This is a genomic window from Borrelia coriaceae (assembly GCF_023035295.1).
Classification (GTDB): Bacteria; Spirochaetota; Spirochaetia; order Borreliales; family Borreliaceae; genus Borrelia; species Borrelia coriaceae.
Map to the genome: position 1 here is coordinate 39,391 of NZ_CP075099.1, position 20,093 is coordinate 59,483.

General features: G+C 32.2%; 13 protein-coding genes and 4 pseudogenes. 15 read left to right on the top strand and 2 right to left on the bottom strand.

All coding sequences use genetic code 11. From position 1 onward, the window contains the following. Positions 1-282 precede the first annotated feature (282 nt). The 15 genes and pseudogenes from bcCo53_RS08645 (at position 283) to bcCo53_RS08715 (ending at position 17,329) form a co-directional block, all read left to right on the top strand. A complete protein-coding gene (locus tag bcCo53_RS08645; protein ID WP_025408646.1) occupies positions 283-1,380 on the top strand; it encodes a variable large family protein in 1,098 nt (365 codons plus the stop codon). 557 nt (positions 1,381-1,937) lie between these two features. Further along, positions 1,938-2,996, top strand: coding sequence for a variable large family protein (locus tag bcCo53_RS08650; protein ID WP_038364885.1), 1,059 nt, complete (start codon positions 1,938-1,940; stop codon positions 2,994-2,996). A 129-nt stretch (positions 2,997-3,125) separates the two neighbouring features. Beyond that, the gene (locus bcCo53_RS08655) at positions 3,126-4,184 is read left to right on the top strand and encodes a variable large family protein (protein WP_038364882.1); all 1,059 of its coding nucleotides are present in this window, start codon (positions 3,126-3,128) and stop codon (positions 4,182-4,184) included. A 139-nt stretch (positions 4,185-4,323) separates the two neighbouring features. Then, positions 4,324-5,343: a variable large family protein gene (locus tag bcCo53_RS08660; protein WP_028328186.1), complete on the top strand. Its 1,020-nt coding sequence runs from the start codon at positions 4,324-4,326 to the stop codon at positions 5,341-5,343. Positions 5,344-5,888: 545 nt separating this feature from the next. Beyond that, a pseudogene (locus bcCo53_RS08665) lies at positions 5,889-6,106 on the top strand (variable large family protein); the annotation flags it as partial. A 159-nt stretch (positions 6,107-6,265) separates the two neighbouring features. Further along, entirely contained in the window at positions 6,266-7,360 is a 1,095-nt protein-coding gene (locus bcCo53_RS08670; RefSeq protein ID WP_051428598.1) for a variable large family protein, read from the top strand. 125 nt (positions 7,361-7,485) lie between these two features. Further along, positions 7,486-8,516: pseudogene (locus tag bcCo53_RS08675) on the top strand (variable large family protein). 139 nt (positions 8,517-8,655) lie between these two features. Continuing rightward, the gene (locus bcCo53_RS08680; protein WP_028328185.1) at positions 8,656-9,744 is read left to right on the top strand and encodes a variable large family protein; all 1,089 of its coding nucleotides are present in this window, start codon (positions 8,656-8,658) and stop codon (positions 9,742-9,744) included. Positions 9,745-9,870: 126 nt separating this feature from the next. Next, positions 9,871-10,931 (top strand): annotated as a pseudogene (locus tag bcCo53_RS08685) (variable large family protein). Positions 10,932-11,071: 140 nt separating this feature from the next. Further along, a complete protein-coding gene (locus tag bcCo53_RS08690) occupies positions 11,072-12,166 on the top strand; it encodes a variable large family protein (RefSeq protein ID WP_028328184.1) in 1,095 nt (364 codons plus the stop codon). Positions 12,167-12,290: 124 nt separating this feature from the next. Continuing rightward, entirely contained in the window at positions 12,291-13,349 is a 1,059-nt protein-coding gene (locus tag bcCo53_RS08695; RefSeq protein ID WP_038364880.1) for a variable large family protein, read from the top strand. Positions 13,350-13,471: 122 nt separating this feature from the next. Beyond that, on the top strand, positions 13,472-14,512 hold the full coding sequence (locus tag bcCo53_RS08700) for a variable large family protein (protein WP_038364877.1): 1,041 nt from the start codon (positions 13,472-13,474) through the stop codon (positions 14,510-14,512). A gap of 135 nt (positions 14,513-14,647) precedes the next feature. Continuing rightward, a pseudogene (locus bcCo53_RS08705) lies at positions 14,648-15,695 on the top strand (variable large family protein). Between the two features lie 131 nt (positions 15,696-15,826). After that, complete coding sequence (locus tag bcCo53_RS08710) at positions 15,827-16,087, top strand: hypothetical protein (RefSeq protein ID WP_028328181.1); 261 nt, start codon at positions 15,827-15,829, stop codon at positions 16,085-16,087. A 315-nt stretch (positions 16,088-16,402) separates the two neighbouring features. Next, entirely contained in the window at positions 16,403-17,329 is a 927-nt protein-coding gene (locus bcCo53_RS08715) for a P12 family lipoprotein (protein ID WP_028328180.1), read from the top strand. Positions 17,330-17,708: 379 nt separating this feature from the next. On the opposite strand, the gene bcCo53_RS08720 is transcribed toward bcCo53_RS08715, so the two are convergent. Both bcCo53_RS08720 and bcCo53_RS08725 read right to left on the bottom strand, forming a co-directional pair. Next, positions 17,709-18,641 carry a hypothetical protein gene (locus bcCo53_RS08720; RefSeq protein ID WP_028328179.1) on the bottom strand — a complete coding sequence of 311 codons (933 nt, stop codon included), beginning with the start codon at positions 18,639-18,641 and terminating at the stop codon, positions 17,709-17,711. A gap of 180 nt (positions 18,642-18,821) precedes the next feature. Further along, a complete protein-coding gene (locus bcCo53_RS08725) occupies positions 18,822-19,181 on the bottom strand; it encodes a hypothetical protein (protein ID WP_155806418.1) in 360 nt (119 codons plus the stop codon). Between the last annotated feature and the right edge of the window lie 912 nt (positions 19,182-20,093).

The window sequence follows — 20,093 nt, forward strand, 5'->3', positions numbered from 1 at the left end:
GGATTAGTATATATTTGTTTAGATACTAAACCTTTTTTATCAGAGAATTTGATTTAACAAAAAGTTAACAAAGCCCTAAAATCATTATGTGATTCAAACACGTAGTTATCTATAAGATATACTTATCTATTACTTAAGCTGGTGTTAATAATAAAATAAATAGTCAAATTAAATAATAAATTTATTCAAGGGAAAGCAGTTTTATTTATGTATAATAGTTGTTGTGCTTTTTTCGTCTGGCCTCTTTGGTTAAAGGGTGGTAAACAAGGAGGCACGTAATATATGAAAATAAATATTAAAAATATTAGAGTAAAAAGTATTTGTGCAACATTATTTATCTCTTTATTTTTATCCCTTATTATAGGGTGTTCACAACAAGCAGATTCAAAACCTCAAGATATGGCTGCTGATAATAATAACCTTATTAATTTATTAGATAAGGCCGGAGAAACATTTTTTGGCTTTTTAGATTTAGTGGCAGGCTCTATGGGATTTACTGTAACTAAAGATACAACTAAAAAACAGGTAGGAGAGCATTTTGATGGATTAAGTAAACAAATTCAAGTAGTATTAGAAAAACTAAAACAAATAATAACAAAAGAAGGGGATTCTCAAAAATCTAAAGGAGATATTCTATCAAGAACAGTTAACAAGGCAAATGAAACTTTAATTAAATTAGTAGAAAATTTAAGTTTGTTGGCCAAAATAGGTGGTGATGAGACTTTGAAAATAGGTGAGGTAGACAGTAATAAGCAAGGGGCACAGGCAGATGATGTTGAATTGAAAAAAGCATATGAAGCATTGACAGGAATAATAAAAGCAGCAGAAAGTGTAAGTATTAACGAACCCAAAAAAAGTAGTGTTGAATTGACTGATACAGGAATAGCTTCCTTACAACAGGATGGAGCTAAAGTTTTAGCTTCAGATACTAGTAATCCAACAGCAGGGGATTCAGGTAAAGCAGCAGCAATAGTGTCAACAGTTACTGGTTCTGAGATGCTAGCAGAAATATTTAATTCAAAAGAAGCAGATGCGAAGACAGGAATATCAGGCGGTCAGGCAAGTGCTGGCACAAGTGCGTTATCATTTGCAAGAGGAGGACAATCTGCCACTAATGTAGCAAAAGCTGGAATAAAGCCGGGGGCAGTAAGTGCAGGAATTGCATTACGTTCTTTAGTTAAAGGTGGTAAATTAGCTTCAGACAGTGCTGGTACTGATAACAAGGCAGTACAATTAGTAGGAGTGGCCGCAGCAAGTAAGTTAGTAGGGGCAGTAGAAACCTTAATCATGAAGACAGTAAACAAAGTACTTGAAGAAGTAAAACAAGCTATAACTACTGCAAAAAGTAAAACTAAAGATCTAGATAATATGTATAAATAAGCTGTTCAAAAAAGTTTAATATGTAATATAAAATAAATAAAATAAGGTTTACTATCTTACTTTAAGGCGGTGAACCTTTTATTGTGTGTATTTAAATTTTTGATAATAAAAGGACTAGATCACAGTAAATTTGATAATAATTGTATTATTATCAACGCTAAATATAAAAACGTTGTTAACATTTGAAAGATATTCAAGCTATGGTAGTTATGTATAATGCCATTAAAAATTGAAAAGATAACAAAAATGATTATAATCATATATTAAGTTCCTTAGTTAGCAATGATGAGTAAAAAGTACAATTAATTTATCTAAAAATATCAAGGATAAATTAAAAAAATTGTGTTAACAGGTAGGATTACTTTAATTGATCACATAAATTATATACTCTTTTACACAAAAACTGCTTTAATAACCTGGAATTCATCATTTGTTATAAAAGATGTAAAGAGTTAATAAAGTCATCATAAAGGAAACGCTTCTTTTATAGGGGTCGTTTTCCTTTTATATGTCTAGCCTCTTTAGTTAAAGAAAAGGGAGAGAGGAGGCATGTAATTATGAAAATAAATATTAAAAATATTAGAATAAAAAGTATTTGTGCAACATTGTTTATATCTTTATTCCTTTCTTGTAATAATGGAATAGAAGAACTTGAGAAGAGAAATTCTTTCTTATCCTCACTTGCTAATTTAGGTAATGACTTCTTATCTATCTTCTCTTCTTTTGGGGACTCACTTGGTGATGTTTTAGGTTTTAATACTGATACTAAAAAGTCTGAGGTTGCTAATTACTTTAAGAAAATTCAAACTACTCTAGAAAGAACTAAGACAGGCCTTAATAACATTGTTACTAACATGAAAAATGACAATAATCCTAATGCTACTGCAACTGAGACTGCTGTTAACAAATTAGTTAGTGAAACACTTGATAAAATAATTGAAGGAGCTAAGACTGTTAGTGAGGCTATTGGTAATGATGGTAGTGAACTACTTGGTAATGTTGCTGTTCACACAGCTGCTACAGGTTCTAAAGGTGATGGTGTGAAAAATTTAGTAAAAGGGATTAAAGATATAGTAGATGTTGTGCTTGGCGAAAAAGAAGGAAATTCTGATGCTGGTACCGATCAGAAAGCTGATACTACGGGCTCGAGAACCGGTGGCAATGCTCGAGATGCTGAAGCAGGAAAGTTGTTTAACGATACTAATGCTGGTGATAATGGAAATGCAAAAAAATCAGCAACCGATGCAGCGAAAGCTGTTGGAGCAGTAACTGGAGCAGATATATTAAAAGCTATTGCTAAAGGTGATACTGGTGGTGCTTTTAAATTAGCAAATGCTCAAGATGAACAGGGTAATACTAAAATAGATGCAGTTATAGCAGGAGCTATAGCATTAAGAGCAATGGCTAAAAATGGTAAATTTGCTGGTCCTAGTGATGATGATAGAGGAGTTGTTGCTCCTATAGTTAAAGGGACGGCAGTAAGTGCAGTAACTAAAGCATTAGATACATTGACTATAGCAATAAGAAAAACAATTGGTGATGGCCTTAAAGCTGTTAAAGGGGCAATGAAAATTAATTCTAATGATACTCCTGTGATTAATGAGGCTAAGAATTAATTAAGATTAGAAGAATATAAGTATAAACTAATTAAAGTCATTAAAGGAAAACACTAAGTTGTTTTCCTTTTTTTATTTGTATCTAGCCTCTTTAGTGAAAGGGTAGGGAAGAAATGGGGCACGTAATATATGAAAATAAATATTAAAAATATTAGAATAAAAAGTATTTGTGCAACATTATTTATCTCTTTATTCCTTTCTTGTAATAGTGGAGTAATAGAAGAGCTTGAAAAGAAAAAGACTTTTGCTGATTCTCTTGTAAATATAGGTCATAGCTTTCAAGAAATATTCACTTCTTTTGGGAATACAATAGGAGACGCATTAGGATTTAGCGCTGTTAAATCTACTGATAATAGAAGTGCAGTAGGAGACCATTTTAAGAAAATAGGAGATGGACTAACAGCAACTAAGAATAAGTTAAATGAATTATCAAGTAAAATATCTGAAACAAAAAATTCTGATACTAAAGGCGTTGAAAATGCAATTAAAGGTGCAAATGATGTTTTTGACAAACTAATTACTGCATTAACTAAACTTGCTGGAGTAACTAAGGCTACTGATAAGATTGGTGATGCAGAGACCGGTGGTGCGCCAAAGCCTGCTCTTGTTGATGATATTAAAATTATTATTACAGAAATTAAAGAGATAATTGGTACTGCTATTGGCTCTGGAGTAAAGATTGATATTGGAAAAGCCGGTGATCCGGTAACTAATGATGGGTCTAAGGCCCCTGCTGTGCTTGTTGGTAAAGGTAATAATAAAGCTGATGCTAATGCTGGTCCTGCTTTAGCTGGAGGAGTTGCTCAAGCTGATCCGTGGGCAATGCTCGATAAAATCAAAGATGCTAAAACAGGTACTGTTCTTGCTGCTAGCAATTATGATGCTGGAGAACTAGCAACTGCTGTTGCTGGTGTTGGAGTTAATAATGTTGGAGCAAAGACAAATGCTGACTTAGCAGCAGCTGTTGCTCTTAAAGCAATGACTCAGGGTGGTAAATTTAGTGCTCAAAATTCTGATGAAGAGGGCGCAGTTAAAGGGGCAGCAACAAGTGCTGTAAATAAGGTATTAGGAGTATTAGACGAAATAATTAGAAAAACAGTATCAAAAAGTTTAGAGAAAGTAAGAGAAGCTATTCAGGGCATACAATATTCAGAGACTACTAGTGAGACAACTGAAGGTAAGAACTGATTAAAATTTAATAAGATTTACGTAGACTAAATAATAAAGTCATTAAAGGAAAGCACTTCTCTATATGAGAGGTGTTTTCCTTTAATTTTATATAGCTTCTTTTAATTAAAGGGTATGGAAAGAATGAGGCACGTAATATATGAAAATAAATATTAAAAATATTAGAGTAAAAAGTATTTGTGCAACATTATTTATCTCTATATTCCTTGCTTGTAATAATGGAATAGAAGAACTTGAAAAGCAAAGGGATTCTATACTCTCTATATCTAATTTAAGACAACAATTCTTAGATATTTTTACTTCCTTTGGTGAGATGTTTACTGATACTTTGGGAATAAGAGCTGATACTACAAAAAGCGATATAGGAAAGTATTTTACTAAGTTTGCTTACACTATTAACAAAACTAAAGAAAAATTAAATGATATTGTGGCAGAAAATGGTAATTATCCAAAAGTAAAGGAAGAGGTTGAGAAATTTATTAAAGAGACATTAGATAAGATTTCAGAAGGGGCTAAAGAAGCAGCTAAAGGAGCTACAGGCGCAGGTGCTATTGGAAACGCTAAGCAAGGGCAAAATGCTGCTCCAGCAAAAGTTGACAGTGTTAATTCATTAATTAAGGGAATTAAAGCAATTGTTGAGGTGGTATCAAAAGGACAAGGTGATGCAGAGGTTAGTAAGATCAATAATAATCAGCAAAAAATAATAGGTAAATTGCTTGGTGTGAATGCTTCTGATGGAACAGAACAACAAGCTGCAGCAGCAAGTGCATCAATTGGAGCCGTAACTGGTACCGATATATTAAAAGCTATATCAAAGTCAGGAATTGCTACTAATAAAGCTATTACTTCAGTAACTAATGCAGCAGAGATTGCAGTTGCTAATGCAGCCTCCGAAGAGTTTAGTAGTTCATTAAAAGATGATGCAGTAATAGCCGCAGGAATCGCATTGAGAGCTATGGCAGAGAATGGTACATTTGTGGGTAACAACACTAACTCTGATAGCAAAAATGTTAATGCAGTCAATGGAGTGGTAGCAAATGCAGTAACTAAAGTTTTGAGTACACTAACAATAGCAATCAGAAATACAGTGGATGTTGGGTTAAAAGAGATTAGTAAAGTATTAGGAGAAGTTAAACAGAGAGAAAGTTTTGGAGAATAAGGCTACTGAATAATTAGAGTAATCATAACTATGATACTTGTTGTGTAAGAAAAGGTAGTTAAGAGATTGTGTGATGAAATAATTTAAGAGAGCTTTAGGGCTCTCTTTTAGTATATTAAGGTAAAACAATATTATTGTATGCATTGGTTATTTGTTAATTTAAGTATGGCATTTCATTTATAGTTTATATATTTTAATTCTTTAGACTTAATAGATAAAAACAAGGGAGGTAAAAGATAGATAAAAAGAGAAATAGAGCATTTAGTAGGTAGGTATTTAGCTTTGATTTTAAAAATAAAAAGTCTGATGTTAGGGTAATTATTTTAATAAATTAAATGTCACTGTTAAAGGCATTGAGATATTTTATTTGGCATGAAATTTGAGGAATCATCTCTACTTTCGTATCTTTAGTGGGCAGAATTAATGTCATAATGATTAATCTTAGCTAATGTTTTAAGAATAACATCACTATTTAATCATAGTTGTTAAGACACTATATCATTTACATTTTTGCCAACTGTCTTAGATAATACCTCATTTGTGACGCACCATTATCATTGCGAGCGATGACTAAAACTGATGAATTTAGTTCTGTTATCCAAGATGTTGAAGCAGTTAAAGCAGCTGCAGTAAGTGCTGTGAATAGGGTATTAGGAATACTTGATTTAATAATTATGAAAACAGTGAATCTTGAACTTGGTAAAATTGGAGATGCTGTTGAAAAATAAAGTATTCTGAAACTACTGGAACAAATGTTGTATAAGCTAGTCCTGTTAATAAATAACTAATGGGAAATAGATAATTAAATAATAAAATCATTTAAGGAAGACACTTTTCTATTTTTAGGAGAGATGTTTTCCTTTTTTTATTTGTGTTTAGCCTCTGTAGTTAAAGGGTGGGTTTAAAAGGAGGCACGTAATATATGAAAATAAATATTAAAAATATTGGAGTAAAAAGTATTTGTGCAACATTATTTATCTCTCTTTTCCTTTCTTGTAATAATTCAGGGGAGAGTGCAGAAGCTGAAAATAGATTAAATTCAGTACTAATGGATGTAGGTAGAAGTACTGAGAATGTTTTTTACTCTTTTATTGATCTTATATCAGATACACTAGGCTTTAGAGTAACTGCAGAGACAAAAAAGAGTGATGTGGCAGGTTATTTTGGTGGTCTGGGTGAGAAACTTGGAAAAGCATCAGAAAGGTTAGAAGAAGTAGCAAAAAAGTCAGAAGTGGAAGGAGCTAAAGAGAGACCAATAGCTTTAGCCATTAGAGAAGCTGTTGATACAGCTAAGAAGACATTGGAGACATTAAAAGGACATTTAGAATCCTTAAAAAGCATAGGTGATTCTAACAAGGTGGGTTGTGCGGCAACCGGTGATACACAAGGAGTATCAGCAAATCCAGGTGAGTTAAAAAATATATTTAAAGCATTAAGAGAAATTGTAGAATTAGCAAAAGTTTCAGGTGTTATTAAAGCATTAGACGCTGGAAATACAACATTGAAAGTTGGAGGAGTAGGGGTAGATAATAAAGATGGAGCCAAAATATTATCTACAAATGGAGGTGCAACACAAAATGCTCCAGCTAAAGCAGCAGCAATACTAGCAAGTGTAAGTGGTGGGGAAATGCTAGCTTCAATAGTTGGATCACAAGAGGGAGATGCAGATACAGGGGTATCAGGCAATGCAGATGGTTCAACAAGTGCATTAAAATTTGCAAAAGGAGGAACGGCAGGTAACCTAGCAAATTCTGAAAACGCTAAAGCAGCAGCAGTAGCAGGAGGAATAGCATTACGTTCTTTGGTTAAAGAGGGTAAACTAGCAGCAGGAGGAAACAATGGTAGTACAGGCGAACAAAAAGAATCAGAAGGAGTAGGAATAACTGCAGCAAATAAATTATTAGTGGCAGTAGAAGATATAATTAAAAAGACAGTAAAAAATGTTCTTGGGAAAGCTAAAGGAGAAATAGATAAAGCAAGAGGTCCAAAATCAGCAGTTTTAGAACCAAGTAAGTAATAAGGCAAATTAAGAGAATAAATAATAGAGTCATTAAAGGGAGACAGTTCTCTATATGAGAACTGTCTCCCTTTTTTATATCTAGACTCTGTAGTTAAAGGTGGGGAAAAGGAGGCACGTAATATATGAAAATAAATATTAAAGATATTAAAGTAAAAAGTATTTTTGCAACATTATTTATTTCTCTATTCCTTTCTTGTAATAATGGAATAGAAGAACTTCAAAAGGAAAATCAGTCTTTACGCTCTATATCTAATTTAAGACAAGGATTCTTAGATGTTTTTCCTTCTTTTGGTGATTCACTTGGTGGTATTTTAGGGTTTGATACTAAGACTCCAGAGTCTAAGGTTGGAGATTACTTTAAAAAGATTCAAGAAACTGTACAAGGAACCAAGACAGCTCTTGAAAGAATTGTTGCTGATATGAAAGATAAAGGAAATCCTAATGCTACTGCGGTGGGGAGTGAAATAAGTAAATTCGTTAATGGCACACTTAATAAGATAATTGAAGGAGCTAAGATTGTAAGTGAGGCTATTGGCAATGATACTAGTGAACTCGGTAATGTTGATGTTAATGATGCTGCTGGTGAGGCAGGTGCGATTAAGTCACTTACTGATGGAATTAAAAAAATTGTAGAGATAGTATTAAAAGAGGGTAAAGGCAATCCTGAGGCTGGAACTAAGCATAGAGCTAGTGATGGTGATGCAAGAACGACTGGTGATGGTGAGGCAGGAAAATTATTTGTTAGTGCTGCTATTGCTAATAATAATGCCAAGAAAACTGGTGTTGATGCAGCAAAAGCTGTTGGAGCAGTAACAGGTGCTGATATCTTACAATCCATAGTTACAAATGGTGAATCTATTGCTACTAATGCTGCTAAAGCTAATGCTAAAGATGGAACTATAGCGGAGGTATAGCGTTAAAAGCTATGACTAAGAATAGTAAATTTCCTGGTGCTAATCGTTCTGATCTAGGTGCTAGTGATTATGCTATTGAGGTTAAAAATGCAGCAATTAGTGCAGTAAATAAGGCACTAGATACACTCACAATAGCAATAAGAAAGACCATTGATTCAGGCCTTAAGACTGTTAAAGAAGCAATGAAAATTAATTATAGTGATACTCCTGTCACTATTGAAGCTGGTGAGGTTAAGTAAATAATAAATAGAATAAGAAAACTAAATAATAAAGTCATTAAAAAAGGGAAATACTGTTCCGTGTGAGAGTAGTTTTTTCCTTTTTTTGTGTGTAGCCTCTTTAGTTAAAGGATAGGGTAAAGAAAGAGGCACGTAATATATGAATATAAATATTAAAAATATTAGATTAAAAAGTATTTGTGCAACATTATTTATCTCTTTGTTCCTTTCTTGTAATAATGGAATAGAAGAACTTCAAAAACAAAATCAGTCTATACTCTCCATATCTAATTTAAGACAAAACTTCTTAGATGTTTTTGCTTCTTTTGGTGAGATGTTTACTGATACTTTAGGAATTAAATCGGATACTAAAAAATCAGAGATTGGAAAGTGTTTCACTAAAATAATAGAGACTATGAAAACAGTTAAAGAGCAATTGACATCTGAAGTTGTTAAGAATGAACACTATTCAAAAGTGAAAAAAGAGGTTGAGAAATTTGTTGAAAAATTAGTAACAATAGAAAAGGGCGCTGAGGAAGCATTTAGTGGTTTTAAAGATTCTACTGGTAAATTAGGAGATATAAAAAAAGCTGCTGATAGTAGCACAGGAGCAGATGCAACTAGTGTAGGGAACTTAGTTAAAGGAATAAGAACTATAGTTGAAGTGGTACTGGAAAAAGAAGGTGATGGAACAAAAGATGTGACTAAAGCTACTTCTAATGACAAGCAAGAAATAGGAAAATTATTTGGGGATAATACTACTAATGGAGGAGCAGAAGCTAAACATATAGCAGCGGCAGGTGCATCTATAGGTGCAGTTACTGGCGCTGATATACTTAAAGCTATAGCTAATTCTAGTAGTGATAAAGTAGATGTTAAAGCAAAAGAGGCCAAAGATGCAGCAGGGCTTGCAATGGCTAAATGTGATTCCGGTGGGACTACTGATTTAGATTCAGCAACAAAAAAAGACGCAGTAATGTCAGCTGGTATTGCTTTAAGAGCTATGGCCAAGGGTGGTAATATTTTTGTAAAGAGTGCTGATTCTGGAAAAGACACTGAAGTTGGGGGAGCTCAGGGTGTAGCAGTAAGTGCAGTAAATAAGACATTAAATACTTTAATAATAGCAATAAGAAATACTGTTGATAATGGTTTAAGAAAGATAAATGATGTTCTTGCTACGGTTAAACAAGAAGATAAATCTGAAGATACTACTAATACAGCAGACATAACAGCTAGTGGACAAAAATAAAGAATTATAAATCATTAAATCATAAAGTCATTTAAGGAAAGCTATTTTCTATATGAGAGTAGTTTTCCTTTTTGTTGTTTCTAGCCTCTTTAGTTAACGGAAGGGAAAAAATGATGCAGGTAATATATGAAAATAAATATTAAAAATATTAAAGTAAAAAGTATTTGTGCAACATTATTTATCTCTTTATTCCTTTCTTGTGGTAGTGGAGCTGTTGCTGAAGAGACTCCTCAGAGTAAATTCTTAAAGTCTTTAGCTGATTTAGGTGATGAATTCTTAAATGTCTTTACTTCCTTTGGGGATTCTATTGGGAATGCATTAGGATTTAGTGCTGTTACATCTGACAATAAGAGAAATATAGTAGGAAAACACTTTGATAAGGTCAAAACAGGATTAGAAAATACTAAGAATCAACTAAGTATTTTATCTGATAAAATATCTAAAACAAAGAATGCTGATACTAAAGATGTTGAAGATGTTACGGTAACAATTAAAAAAGCTATTGATGAAGTAATTTCAAAGCTAATTGACTCTTTGACTAAGCTAACTGAAGTAACTAATGCTGAAATTGATATTGCTGAGGGTGCTGCTGCTGGTGCCAATGAAGATAGCGTGAAATCTGTGATTAAAAATGTAAAAAAAATTGTTGATGTAGCAAATGAAGTAGAAAAGAATTTGGGTATAAATATTATTCAAAAAGGAAATAATGGTAATCCAGTGGCTAATGGAGAAGGACCTAGAGCACTAATCAGTAATGCTCAAGCTATCCAGGGGGATGGTTCTAAATTAGCTAAGGCAGTATCTGATGCTGACCCGTGGGCAATGATCGATAAGATTAATAATACCACCTCTACTACGCCTGCTGTTCCTGTTGCTAGTTCTGAAGCTGGAGTATTAGCTACTGCTACTGCTAGTAATGCTAATGCTGGGGCTAAAACTACTGCTGATCTAGCAGCAGCTGTTGCACTAAAGGCTATGACTAAGGATGGTAAATTTTCTCAAGCTCAATCTAATGAAGTTGGAGCAGTTAAGGCAGCTGCAGCAAGTGCAGTGAATAAGTTATTAGGAATACTTGACTTAATAATTATAAAGACAGTAGTAAGCAATCTAGAAAAATAGGGAGAGCAGTTAAGGAAATAAAATATTCTGAGGCTATTATTGATGGGGCAATTGAGGGTAAAAATTGATTAGCTTTTAAGAAAATTACGCAAACTAAATAATAAAATTGATTTAAGGGAAACACTTTTCTATGTGAGAGTAGTTTTCCTTTTTTTATTTGTGTCTAGCCTCTTTGTTTAAGGGAAAGGTAAAAGGAGGCACGTAATATATGAAAATAAATATTAAAAATATAAGAGTAAAAAGTATTTGTGCAACATTATTTATTTCTCTATTCCTTTCTTGTAATAGTGGAGTAATAGAGGAACTTGAGAAGAGAAATATTTTCTTATCCTCTCTTGCTAATTTAGGTAATGACTTCTTATCTGTCTTTACTTCCTTTGGTAATTCTATGGATGATGCTTTAGGATTTACTGCTGTTAAATCTACTGATACTAGAGATAAGGTAGGAAAACACTTTGAAAAAATAGGAGAGGGATTAAAGAGTACTAAAACTAAATTAGAGGAGTTCTCAAAACAAATAGTTGCTACTCCAAATGCTGATACTAAGGGTGTTGAAGCTATTAATAGTGCAATTAAAGGTGCAAATGATATTTTTGATAAATTAATTGGTGCATTAATTAAATTGGCTAGTGTAACTAAAGATAATACTCCTATTGCTGTTGATTATAATTCAAAACCTACTGGTGCTGATGGTGATGACGTTAAGATTACTATTGAAGGAGTTAAAGAAATAATTGAGACTGCCAAAGGGTCTGGAATAAAGATTGAACCTGGAAATGATGGTGGTCCAGTGGCTAATTCTGATGGTGATAAGGCCCCTGCTGCACTTGTTGGTAAAAATAGTAATAAAGCTGGCGCTAAAGCTGGTCTTTTACTAGCAGGTGAGGTTGCTAAAGCAGATGCATGGTCAATGATTAGTAAGATTGGGAAGGCTAAGACTGACGCTGGTGGTGAACTTGCTAATGATACTACTAATGAAGTAGTAGCCCTGGCTACTCAAGCTACTACTCACGCTAATAGTACTGGAGCAAAAAGTACTGCAGACTTAGCAGCAGCTGTTGCACTAAAGGCCATGACTAAAAAAGGTAAATTTAGTGTTAATAGTAATGATGAAGAGGTTGGCGCAGTACAAGCAGCAGCAGCAAATGCAGTAAATAAGGTATTAGGAGTACTGAACGAGATAATTAGGAAAACAGTAGCAAGCAATCTGGAAAAGATAAGAGAAGTTGTTAAGAAAATACAATACTCAGAGAATGATGGTGATGCGATAGAATCTGGTACTACTCAACCTACTACTAAATAAATAGATACTAAAGTAGAAAATAAGGTCATTAAAGGGAATGCTTCTTTTATAGGAGGGTCGTTCCCTTTTTTTTATATTTAGCCTCTTTATTTAAAGGAGAGAGAAAAAAGGAGGCACGTAATATATGAAAATAAATATTAAAAATATTAAGATAAAAAGTATTTGTGCAACATTATTTATCTCTCTATTCCTTTCTTGTAATAGTGGAGTAATAGAGGAACTTGAGAAGAAAAATACTTTCTTTGATTCTCTTATAAAAATAGGTCATGGATTTCAAGAAATTTTTGGTTCATTTGGTGATGCATTAGGATTTAATGCTGTTAAATCTGATGACCCAAAAAACAAAGTAGGAGAACACTTTAATAAGGTCAAAAAAGGATTAGAAGATACTAAAGAGAAATTGGATGGTTTAGCAAAGGAAATATCTTCTACTCCACATGCTGATACCAAAGGTGTTGCAGCTGTTAAAGAAGCAGTTAAAAAAGCCATTGATGAAGTGATTTCAAAGCTAATTGACTCTATAACTAAACTTGCTGGAGCGGTTGATAGTACTGATATTGGTCATAATAGTACTGGTGCTGCAGTAGCTGCTAATCCTGGTGATGTTAAGACTGTAATTGAAAGTGTAAAGATGATTATTGACTTAGCAGAGAATTCTGGCATAAAAATTAAGCCTGGAGATGATGGCGGTGCTGGAGCTTCTGCTGCAGATAATACTGCAACTGATATACTTGGTGGGACTGTAACTGCTGCAGGGGGTGGTTCTAAATTAGCTGATGAGGTGTCTAAAGCAGATTCATGGGCAATGATTGACAAAATTAGAAATGCTACGACTAAAGAAGGTGCTCTTGATGCTGCTGCCAGCAATAATGCTGGCGAATTAGCTACTGGTAGCAATGCAGCGGGTAACAATGGTGCAAAGGCTGCTACCAATGCTGATCTAGTAGCAGCTGTTGCACTAAAAGCTATGACTAAAAAGGGTAAATTTAGTGCTCATAATGATGATGCTGGAGCAGTTAAGGCAGCTGCTGCTAGTGCTGTAAATAAGGTACTAGGAATACTTGATTTAATAATTAGTAAAATAGTAAATAAACATCTAGAAAAAGTAAGAGAAGCTGTTAAGGAAATAAAGTATTCTGAGAGCACTGGTGAAGCTACAGAATCTGGTACTGTTACTAAATAAGTAGTAAGTATTAATTAGATAAAATCATTAAAGGGAAATTCTTTTTGTATAAGAGTTGTTTCCCTTTTTCTATGTCTAGCCTCTTTATTTAAGGAATGGGAAAAAAGGGAGGCACGTAATATATGAAAATAAATATTAAAAATATTAGGATAAAAAGTATTTGTGCAACATTATTTATCTCTCTTTTCCTTTCTTGTAATAATGGAATAGAAGAACTTGAGAAGAGAAATTCTTTCTTATCCTCACTTGCTAATTTAGGTAATGACTTCTTATCTGTTTTCACTTCTTTTGGCGATTCATTTGGTGGTGTTTTAGGATTTAATAAGGATACTAAAAAGTCTGAGGTTGGAGATTACTTTAAAAATATTCAAAAAACTGTAGAAGGAGTTAAGAGTAAGCTTAATAAAATTATTGAGAACATGAAGAGAGAAGAAAATCCTAATACTGCTGCAACTGAGACTGCTGTAACAACTTTAAATGAAAAACTTACTAAGATCATTGAAGGTGCAAAGACCGCTAGTGAGGCTATTGATGGTGCTAGTGAACTTCTTGGTAATATTGAGACTGGCAATAGCAATAAAAGTGGTGCTGTTGGAACTGGAGTTGCAAACTTAGTAAATGGAATTAAGACTATTGTAGACGTAGTACTTGGAGATAAAGGAAAATCTGATGCTGGTGATAATAAGAAAGCAGATGCTCTTAATGCAAGGAATGGTGATGGAGCAGATAAATTATTTGATGGTAGTGCTGGAGCTAGTTCTAATGATAAACAAGTAGCAGCAGATGCAGCAAAAGCTGTAGGAGCAGTAACTGGTGCTGACATATTACAAGCTATGGCTAAAAATCCTGATTCTGCTAAGCTAGCTAATAATACTGGAGCTATTTCTTCTGGTGTTGTGTCTAATGCAAAAGATGGAACTATAGCAGGAGCCATAGCTTTAAGAGCGATGGCTAAGGGTGGTAAATTTGCTAATGGTACTACTACTGGTAATGATGTTGCTGTTGCTGTTAAAGGAGCAGCAGTTAGTGCGGTAAATAAAGCATTAGATACATTAGCTATAGCAATAAGAAAAACAATAGATGAAGGACTTCAGGAAGTTAAAGTCGTTATGAAAATTAATTCTAATGATACTCCTGTAACTACTGATTCTAAAAATCAATAATTGGAATTTAATAAGCAATAAATAAAGTAATAAAGTCATTTAAGGGAAACATTGCTTCACATGAGCGCTGTTTATCTTTTTTATTGTATTTAGTCTTTTTAGTTAAGGGAAAGGGAAGAAGGGTGCATGTAACTTATGAAAATAAATATTAAAAATATTAGTGTAAAAAGTATTTGTGCAACATTATTTTTCTCTTTATTCCTTTCTTGTAATAATGGGATAGAATAACTTGAAAAGAGAAATACTTTCTTATCCTCACTTGCTAATTTAGGGAAAGGGTTTTTAGATATTTTTATTTCCTTTGGTGATATGGTGACGGACACTTTGGGTATTAATGTTGATACTAAAAAAGAAGATATAGGAAAGTATTTCACTAATATTGAAAAGACTATGATATCAGTTAAGGAAAATTTATTAGCAGAAGTTGCTAAAAATGGGAATTATATAAAAATCAAAGAAGTAGTTGATACGTTTATTACAGATACATTAGATAGAATTGCAGCAGGTGCTAAGGAGGCAGCAAGTGGGACTTGTAGATAGCGAAGCTATTGGTGGTATTCCTACTAATGGCCAGGATGCTGTACCGGCAGATATTGCAAGTGTAAACGCACTTGTTAAAGGAATTAGAGAGATGGTTGGAGTTGCTTTAAAGGATAAAGGAGACGCTAATGCTACTAAGACTAATAACGCACAGCAAATAACAATTGGTAAGTTGTTTGGTCAAAAAAGTAGTAATGATGGTGATGAAACGCATGCAGCAGCAGCGAGCGCATCTATTGGAGCAGTAACTGGTGCTGATATATTGAGAGCTATATCAAAGTCAGGAGATGCTAAGACTCAAAATCTTAATGCAGTAACTAATGCGGCAGAGATTGCAGTTGCTACTAAGGCTTCTCAAAATCTTAATGCCGCAGTAAAAAATGATGCAGTAATAGCAGCTGGCATTGCCTTAAGAGCTATGGCAAAAGATGGTAAATTTTCTGCTAAGCAAAGTGAAGAAAAATCAGCTCATGCAGTAAATGCTGTAGCAGCTAGTGCTGTAAATAAGATATTAAGTACTCTTATAATTGCTATTAGAAATACCGTTGATACTGGTTTAAAAAAGATAAGTGAAACACTAGCTGGAGTTAAACAAGAAGATCTGTCCTCAGAAACTATTGAAGCTAGTACTGTTACTAAATAAATAATAAGAAATAAGTAAATTAAATAATAAAGTTATTAAAGGAAAACACTTCTCTATATGAGAGTAGTTTTCCTTTTTTTATGTTTGGCCTCTTTTTAATTGAAGGATGGGAAAGAGGGTGTACGTAATATATGAAAATAAATATTAAAAATATTAGATTAAAAGGTATTTGTGCAACATTATTTCTTTCTTGTAATAATGGAATAGAAGAACTTGAAAAGAAAAATCAGTTCTTATCTTCACTTGTTAATTTAGGTAATGATTTCTTAATTGTCTTCACTTCTTTTGTGGAGATATGGTTTCTGATACTTTTAGTATTAAGGTTTGTGCTAAAACAAGATATAGAAAAGTATTTCATTATTAATTCTTTTTTGGTTGTTTCATTAGATTAGTTTTGCTTAGTATGTTAGTAAAGTTCTTTTGCAAGTAAAGCTGATGTTAATTATTTATTTAAATAGTTTAATTTGTATGTAATTGATTATAATAGTTAGGATAAATCTATTTTTTTGTATTTGATGTTGTATTGTATAAGTTTTATTTATTTAAATAGTTATCTCAGATCTTATAAGTATGTCATACCGATAATTTTGTATTAATTTAATAGATTTATTTGAAATTTAAAATAAAAGGTATATATTTACCAATAATTATTGTATTTCAATGTAGAGATTTGATAATTAAATAAATTGACATCTCCGGAGGGAAATATGAAGAAAAACATTTTGGTAATATGTATGTTAACACTATTGTGTTTTTTATCATGTGATATAAATGCTTTAAATGAATTGCTAGGCAAAGCAAGAGAAAAGTTTTTAGAAGAAAATAACAAGGTAGAAAATTTAAAATCTATAGAAGAAGATCAAAAAGTTAAAGAAAAACAAGTAGGTATTCTTAAAAAGACTGAAGAAGGAGTACGGCAAGTTGTGCAGGCTGCTTCAGTTAATGAAGTTCCTATTGCTCCTGTTAATGAGGTTTTGGAATCCTCTGTAGTTCGTGTGAATGGTATACCAGAGATGCCAGTGCTTCAACAAGAAAAAATAGAGATAAAAGATAAGAATTTAACTCCAGATACTAAGGAAGAAAAAGAAGCAGAGGAGGCAATTAAAGAGGTAGAAAATGCTCTTCAAAATTCTAGTTTTTTATTATTGATAGAAGAAGCCCATAAACTTAAAGATAAATACGGGCAAATTAATGTGTCTGTTCAAGATTTATATGAGAAAGTTCAATATGAAAAAGAATTGTTAGGAACAAATTTTAGGAATCAAAGTGAAAAGAGGCGGGCATTAATTCGTTTACAAAATCAGTTAAAAGTTGAGTTTTCTAATCTTGATGTTATTATGACTAGAATTGATATTGCAATAAATAATATAAAATCTGCAAAGAGTCTATTTGAAAAAGCTAAAGAAACTTTAAATGAATCTATTATCAGAAGATTACAGAGAGTGACAAATAGATATTTAATAAGAGAATATGAGTTAACAGTGTTATCCATGGATGCAAGACGATATGCAAAAAATTCACTAGAACAGGCATTATCTTCTTCTATCAAGATTAATGAAGGAAAGGCAGATCTTCAAAGAATTAAAGAATTTGTTGAAGAAGCAAAATCTGCTCTAGCTAGTTTTAAAAAATAAGAAAATATGTGGGGATAATTAGGGTTTAGGTTGGTTTTTTGAAATAGAGGGTCTTTCTTAAAAGGGAGATCCTCTTTAAATTATTTTATTTAAGTGAGTATCTTTCAAATTTTTATTTTATTTACTATATGATATAACCAAATTTGAAAGGTATTTTTAAACTGTTAATGATAAATTTAAATTGATAATAAGGCCTTTGATAAAGCTTTTTGCTATTATGTGTAATAAAAAAGAGGTTTTTCTTCGTGGGGGGATAAGTTTTTATGCTGTGAATTTTTATCACAAACTTTATGTTTAAAGTTTGTATATGCGCTTAATTGTAAGGATCTTTATATAATAAAGATCCTATACTTATTTATATAATTATTATTTGTATATATTAATTAGTAGCATGTTTATAAGCGGAAATTAGTGTATTAATAGCATTAGCAAAAGTTGTGCCTCCAGTGTAGTGATTGTCATTCAGGTTGATAGTATATTGTTTTGTTTGTTCTATAGAGTTGTTTAGTTGGAAAACCATTCCTCTTAATGTCATAATTATAGGGCTAAAAGCTACGATGTCAACTTCTTTATGGAAGATCTTAGCAGCGTTAGCAAAAGCTTGAGCAGCCTCGATGAAATTGTTAGAGTTAAAGTTAGAAGTGATGGTAACAAAGGCATCGATATAAGCTGTTACTGCAGTATTTATAGTACTAATGAAAGCCTCACCTACATCTTTGATGGTTTTAAATGAATTAGCATTATTGTTATCTTTTACAAGATAAGCTTGTTCTATGGCTTGTTTTAAGCTTTCAATTGAATTATTCAATGCTTGAGGATTAGTACTTTTTATAGATTCCGCTATTGTTTGTAAATCTTTAATCAGATCAGAGTCTTTTAGTTTTTCAACGGCCATTGTTCGTATTTTAGAGTTTGTGTTGCTAGTGCAAAATTCTATAGTAGATTCACTACACTGAGTGTAAGTCATAATTTGATCGCTATATTTAATATAGCGATTGTAAATAAGTGCTAGGTCACTGTGATAGTCTTTAGAGTCACTAAGAAACTTTTGCAAACTTTTTATGTTTTCTTGTGTTAATTTTTTTTCATCTTCTATTTGAGTTGTATTTTCTTTTTTTTCAGGAAATATAGGAATTTTTGTTTTATGCAACTTATTATTTAGAGTATCAGGGGTTGCAGAAATTCCTATTTCGTGTAATTTATTATTTGGAATATAATTTAAAATTTGTTTTTTGCCTGATTTAGAACTAATATTGCAAGATATTATTCCTAGTAAAGTTAATAATGTAAATATAAGTAAAAGCTTTTTCATTAAAATATTTTCCTTAATTATAGGTATTTATTGTTAATATATACTTATTTTATTTATTGGTAAATATAAAGCATAAAAGAGGAATTATCAAATTTATAGGAATAAATTTTTTGAGAATATAAAATAAAGATAGGCTAATAAGCCTATCTTAGGGATTTTTAAAGTGTTAAAGAGTTGAAATTATTGATTAGCAGTAGTCTTGTTAAGTAATCTTACTACTTTTTTTAAGTTGGTTTTAGTATATGGAGCTGCTCCGTTGGATGATTTTATTTCTTCATATGAGTGATAATCGTTATGAATACTGCTTTGCACATTTGAAAGCCAAGAACTTACTTCTGATTTTGTTTTTTCTAATACTGTCTTTACATTTAGATATTTTTTAGGATTGTCAAAGTAATCATAAATATTAGTAAGATGTGTAGTATCATTTAAACTTTCTTCAATTGCACTTAAAAGATTTGCAAGATCTTCTGTTAATTTGTTTTTGTTAAGATTATTTACTTTTGCTTGGTACTTTAGTTTTTCAGATTCTAGTTTCATGTGGTTGAGGTCATATATTGATTTCCAGTCAGATGTTATTTGTTTAGCTAGTATAAGTGCTTTTATAACATTATTTTTGGTTTTTGTGAGAGACAATTTGTTATTGTTTTCTTTTATATTTTTATCTTCTTCGTTTTTATCATTGTCATGTGAGGTTTGATATTCGTTTTCAAGATTTTCAGCGTAATCTTCTTCGTTTTCTATATCTTCTTCATCCTCTGAGATTACTATTTCTGTTGCTTTAGTTTTTTCTATAAAATAATTGTCGTCAGAAGTTTTTGTAAATGGCTTAGGATTTAGATTATAACTAGGAGGGGTTTGATCAACAAAAATTGAGTAGTATGTTTCTTCCGGATATTGTTGAGGCTCTCTTTCACCAGAATATCCACTTAGGCGGCTAGTATTGCGTCCACTGATTATAGGAGGATAAAATTGAATATTGTGTGAAATACTGATTTTGTTTTGAAGAGTTGTTTTTTGAGTAGAGTCATTTAAATTGGTAGGAGTGTTTATTATAGTAGAAGTAAATTTAAGGTTATTTGAGTTTTTGTTAGCCTTTTTAATAGGATTTTTATTAGTTGTGTTTGTGATATTTTTTTTGATTAGGGGTAGTTAACTCAATGTTTGTGTGATTTGAATCTATTTCTGAATCTTTAAGGGGCAATTGAACATTTTTAGCCTCTATATAGGGAACTTAAGCATTTTATTTTATTATTCATTATATTTAAATCTCCTCATTTTAGATTTTTGTATATGATAAATAAGTATAAATCTAGAATAGAATAAAACTAGTGTTGTTGGATGAAAAATAGTGGGGTTAAGTGGACATTGGGAGTTGGGGGGTTGTAAAGTAAGGGGAGATAGTGGGAGTGAGATCGCCGCGCCAGCTTTGTACTAAAACAAACTAAACTA

Excerpts from the sequence above, each read along its gene's own strand:
- bcCo53_RS08680 (WP_028328185.1), top strand. The coding sequence starts at position 8,656 with ATGAATATAAATATTAAAAATATTAGATTAAAAAGTATTTGTGCAACA.
- bcCo53_RS08660 (WP_028328186.1), top strand. The coding sequence starts at position 4,324 with ATGAAAATAAATATTAAAAATATTAGAGTAAAAAGTATTTGTGCAACA.
- bcCo53_RS08655 (WP_038364882.1), top strand. The coding sequence starts at position 3,126 with ATGAAAATAAATATTAAAAATATTAGAATAAAAAGTATTTGTGCAACA.
- bcCo53_RS08695 (WP_038364880.1), top strand. The coding sequence starts at position 12,291 with ATGAAAATAAATATTAAAAATATTAAGATAAAAAGTATTTGTGCAACA.
- bcCo53_RS08725 (WP_155806418.1), bottom strand. The coding sequence starts at position 19,181 with ATGAAACTAGAATCTGAAAAACTAAAGTACCAAGCAAAAGTAAATAAT.
- bcCo53_RS08710 (WP_028328181.1), top strand. The coding sequence starts at position 15,827 with ATGAAAATAAATATTAAAAATATTAGATTAAAAGGTATTTGTGCAACA.
- bcCo53_RS08645 (WP_025408646.1), top strand. The coding sequence starts at position 283 with ATGAAAATAAATATTAAAAATATTAGAGTAAAAAGTATTTGTGCAACA.
- bcCo53_RS08690 (WP_028328184.1), top strand. The coding sequence starts at position 11,072 with ATGAAAATAAATATTAAAAATATAAGAGTAAAAAGTATTTGTGCAACA.
- bcCo53_RS08700 (WP_038364877.1), top strand. The coding sequence starts at position 13,472 with ATGAAAATAAATATTAAAAATATTAGGATAAAAAGTATTTGTGCAACA.
- bcCo53_RS08720 (WP_028328179.1), bottom strand. The coding sequence starts at position 18,641 with ATGAAAAAGCTTTTACTTATATTTACATTATTAACTTTACTAGGAATA.
- bcCo53_RS08670 (WP_051428598.1), top strand. The coding sequence starts at position 6,266 with ATGAAAATAAATATTAAAAATATTGGAGTAAAAAGTATTTGTGCAACA.
- bcCo53_RS08650 (WP_038364885.1), top strand. The coding sequence starts at position 1,938 with ATGAAAATAAATATTAAAAATATTAGAATAAAAAGTATTTGTGCAACA.
- bcCo53_RS08715 (WP_028328180.1), top strand. The coding sequence starts at position 16,403 with ATGAAGAAAAACATTTTGGTAATATGTATGTTAACACTATTGTGTTTT.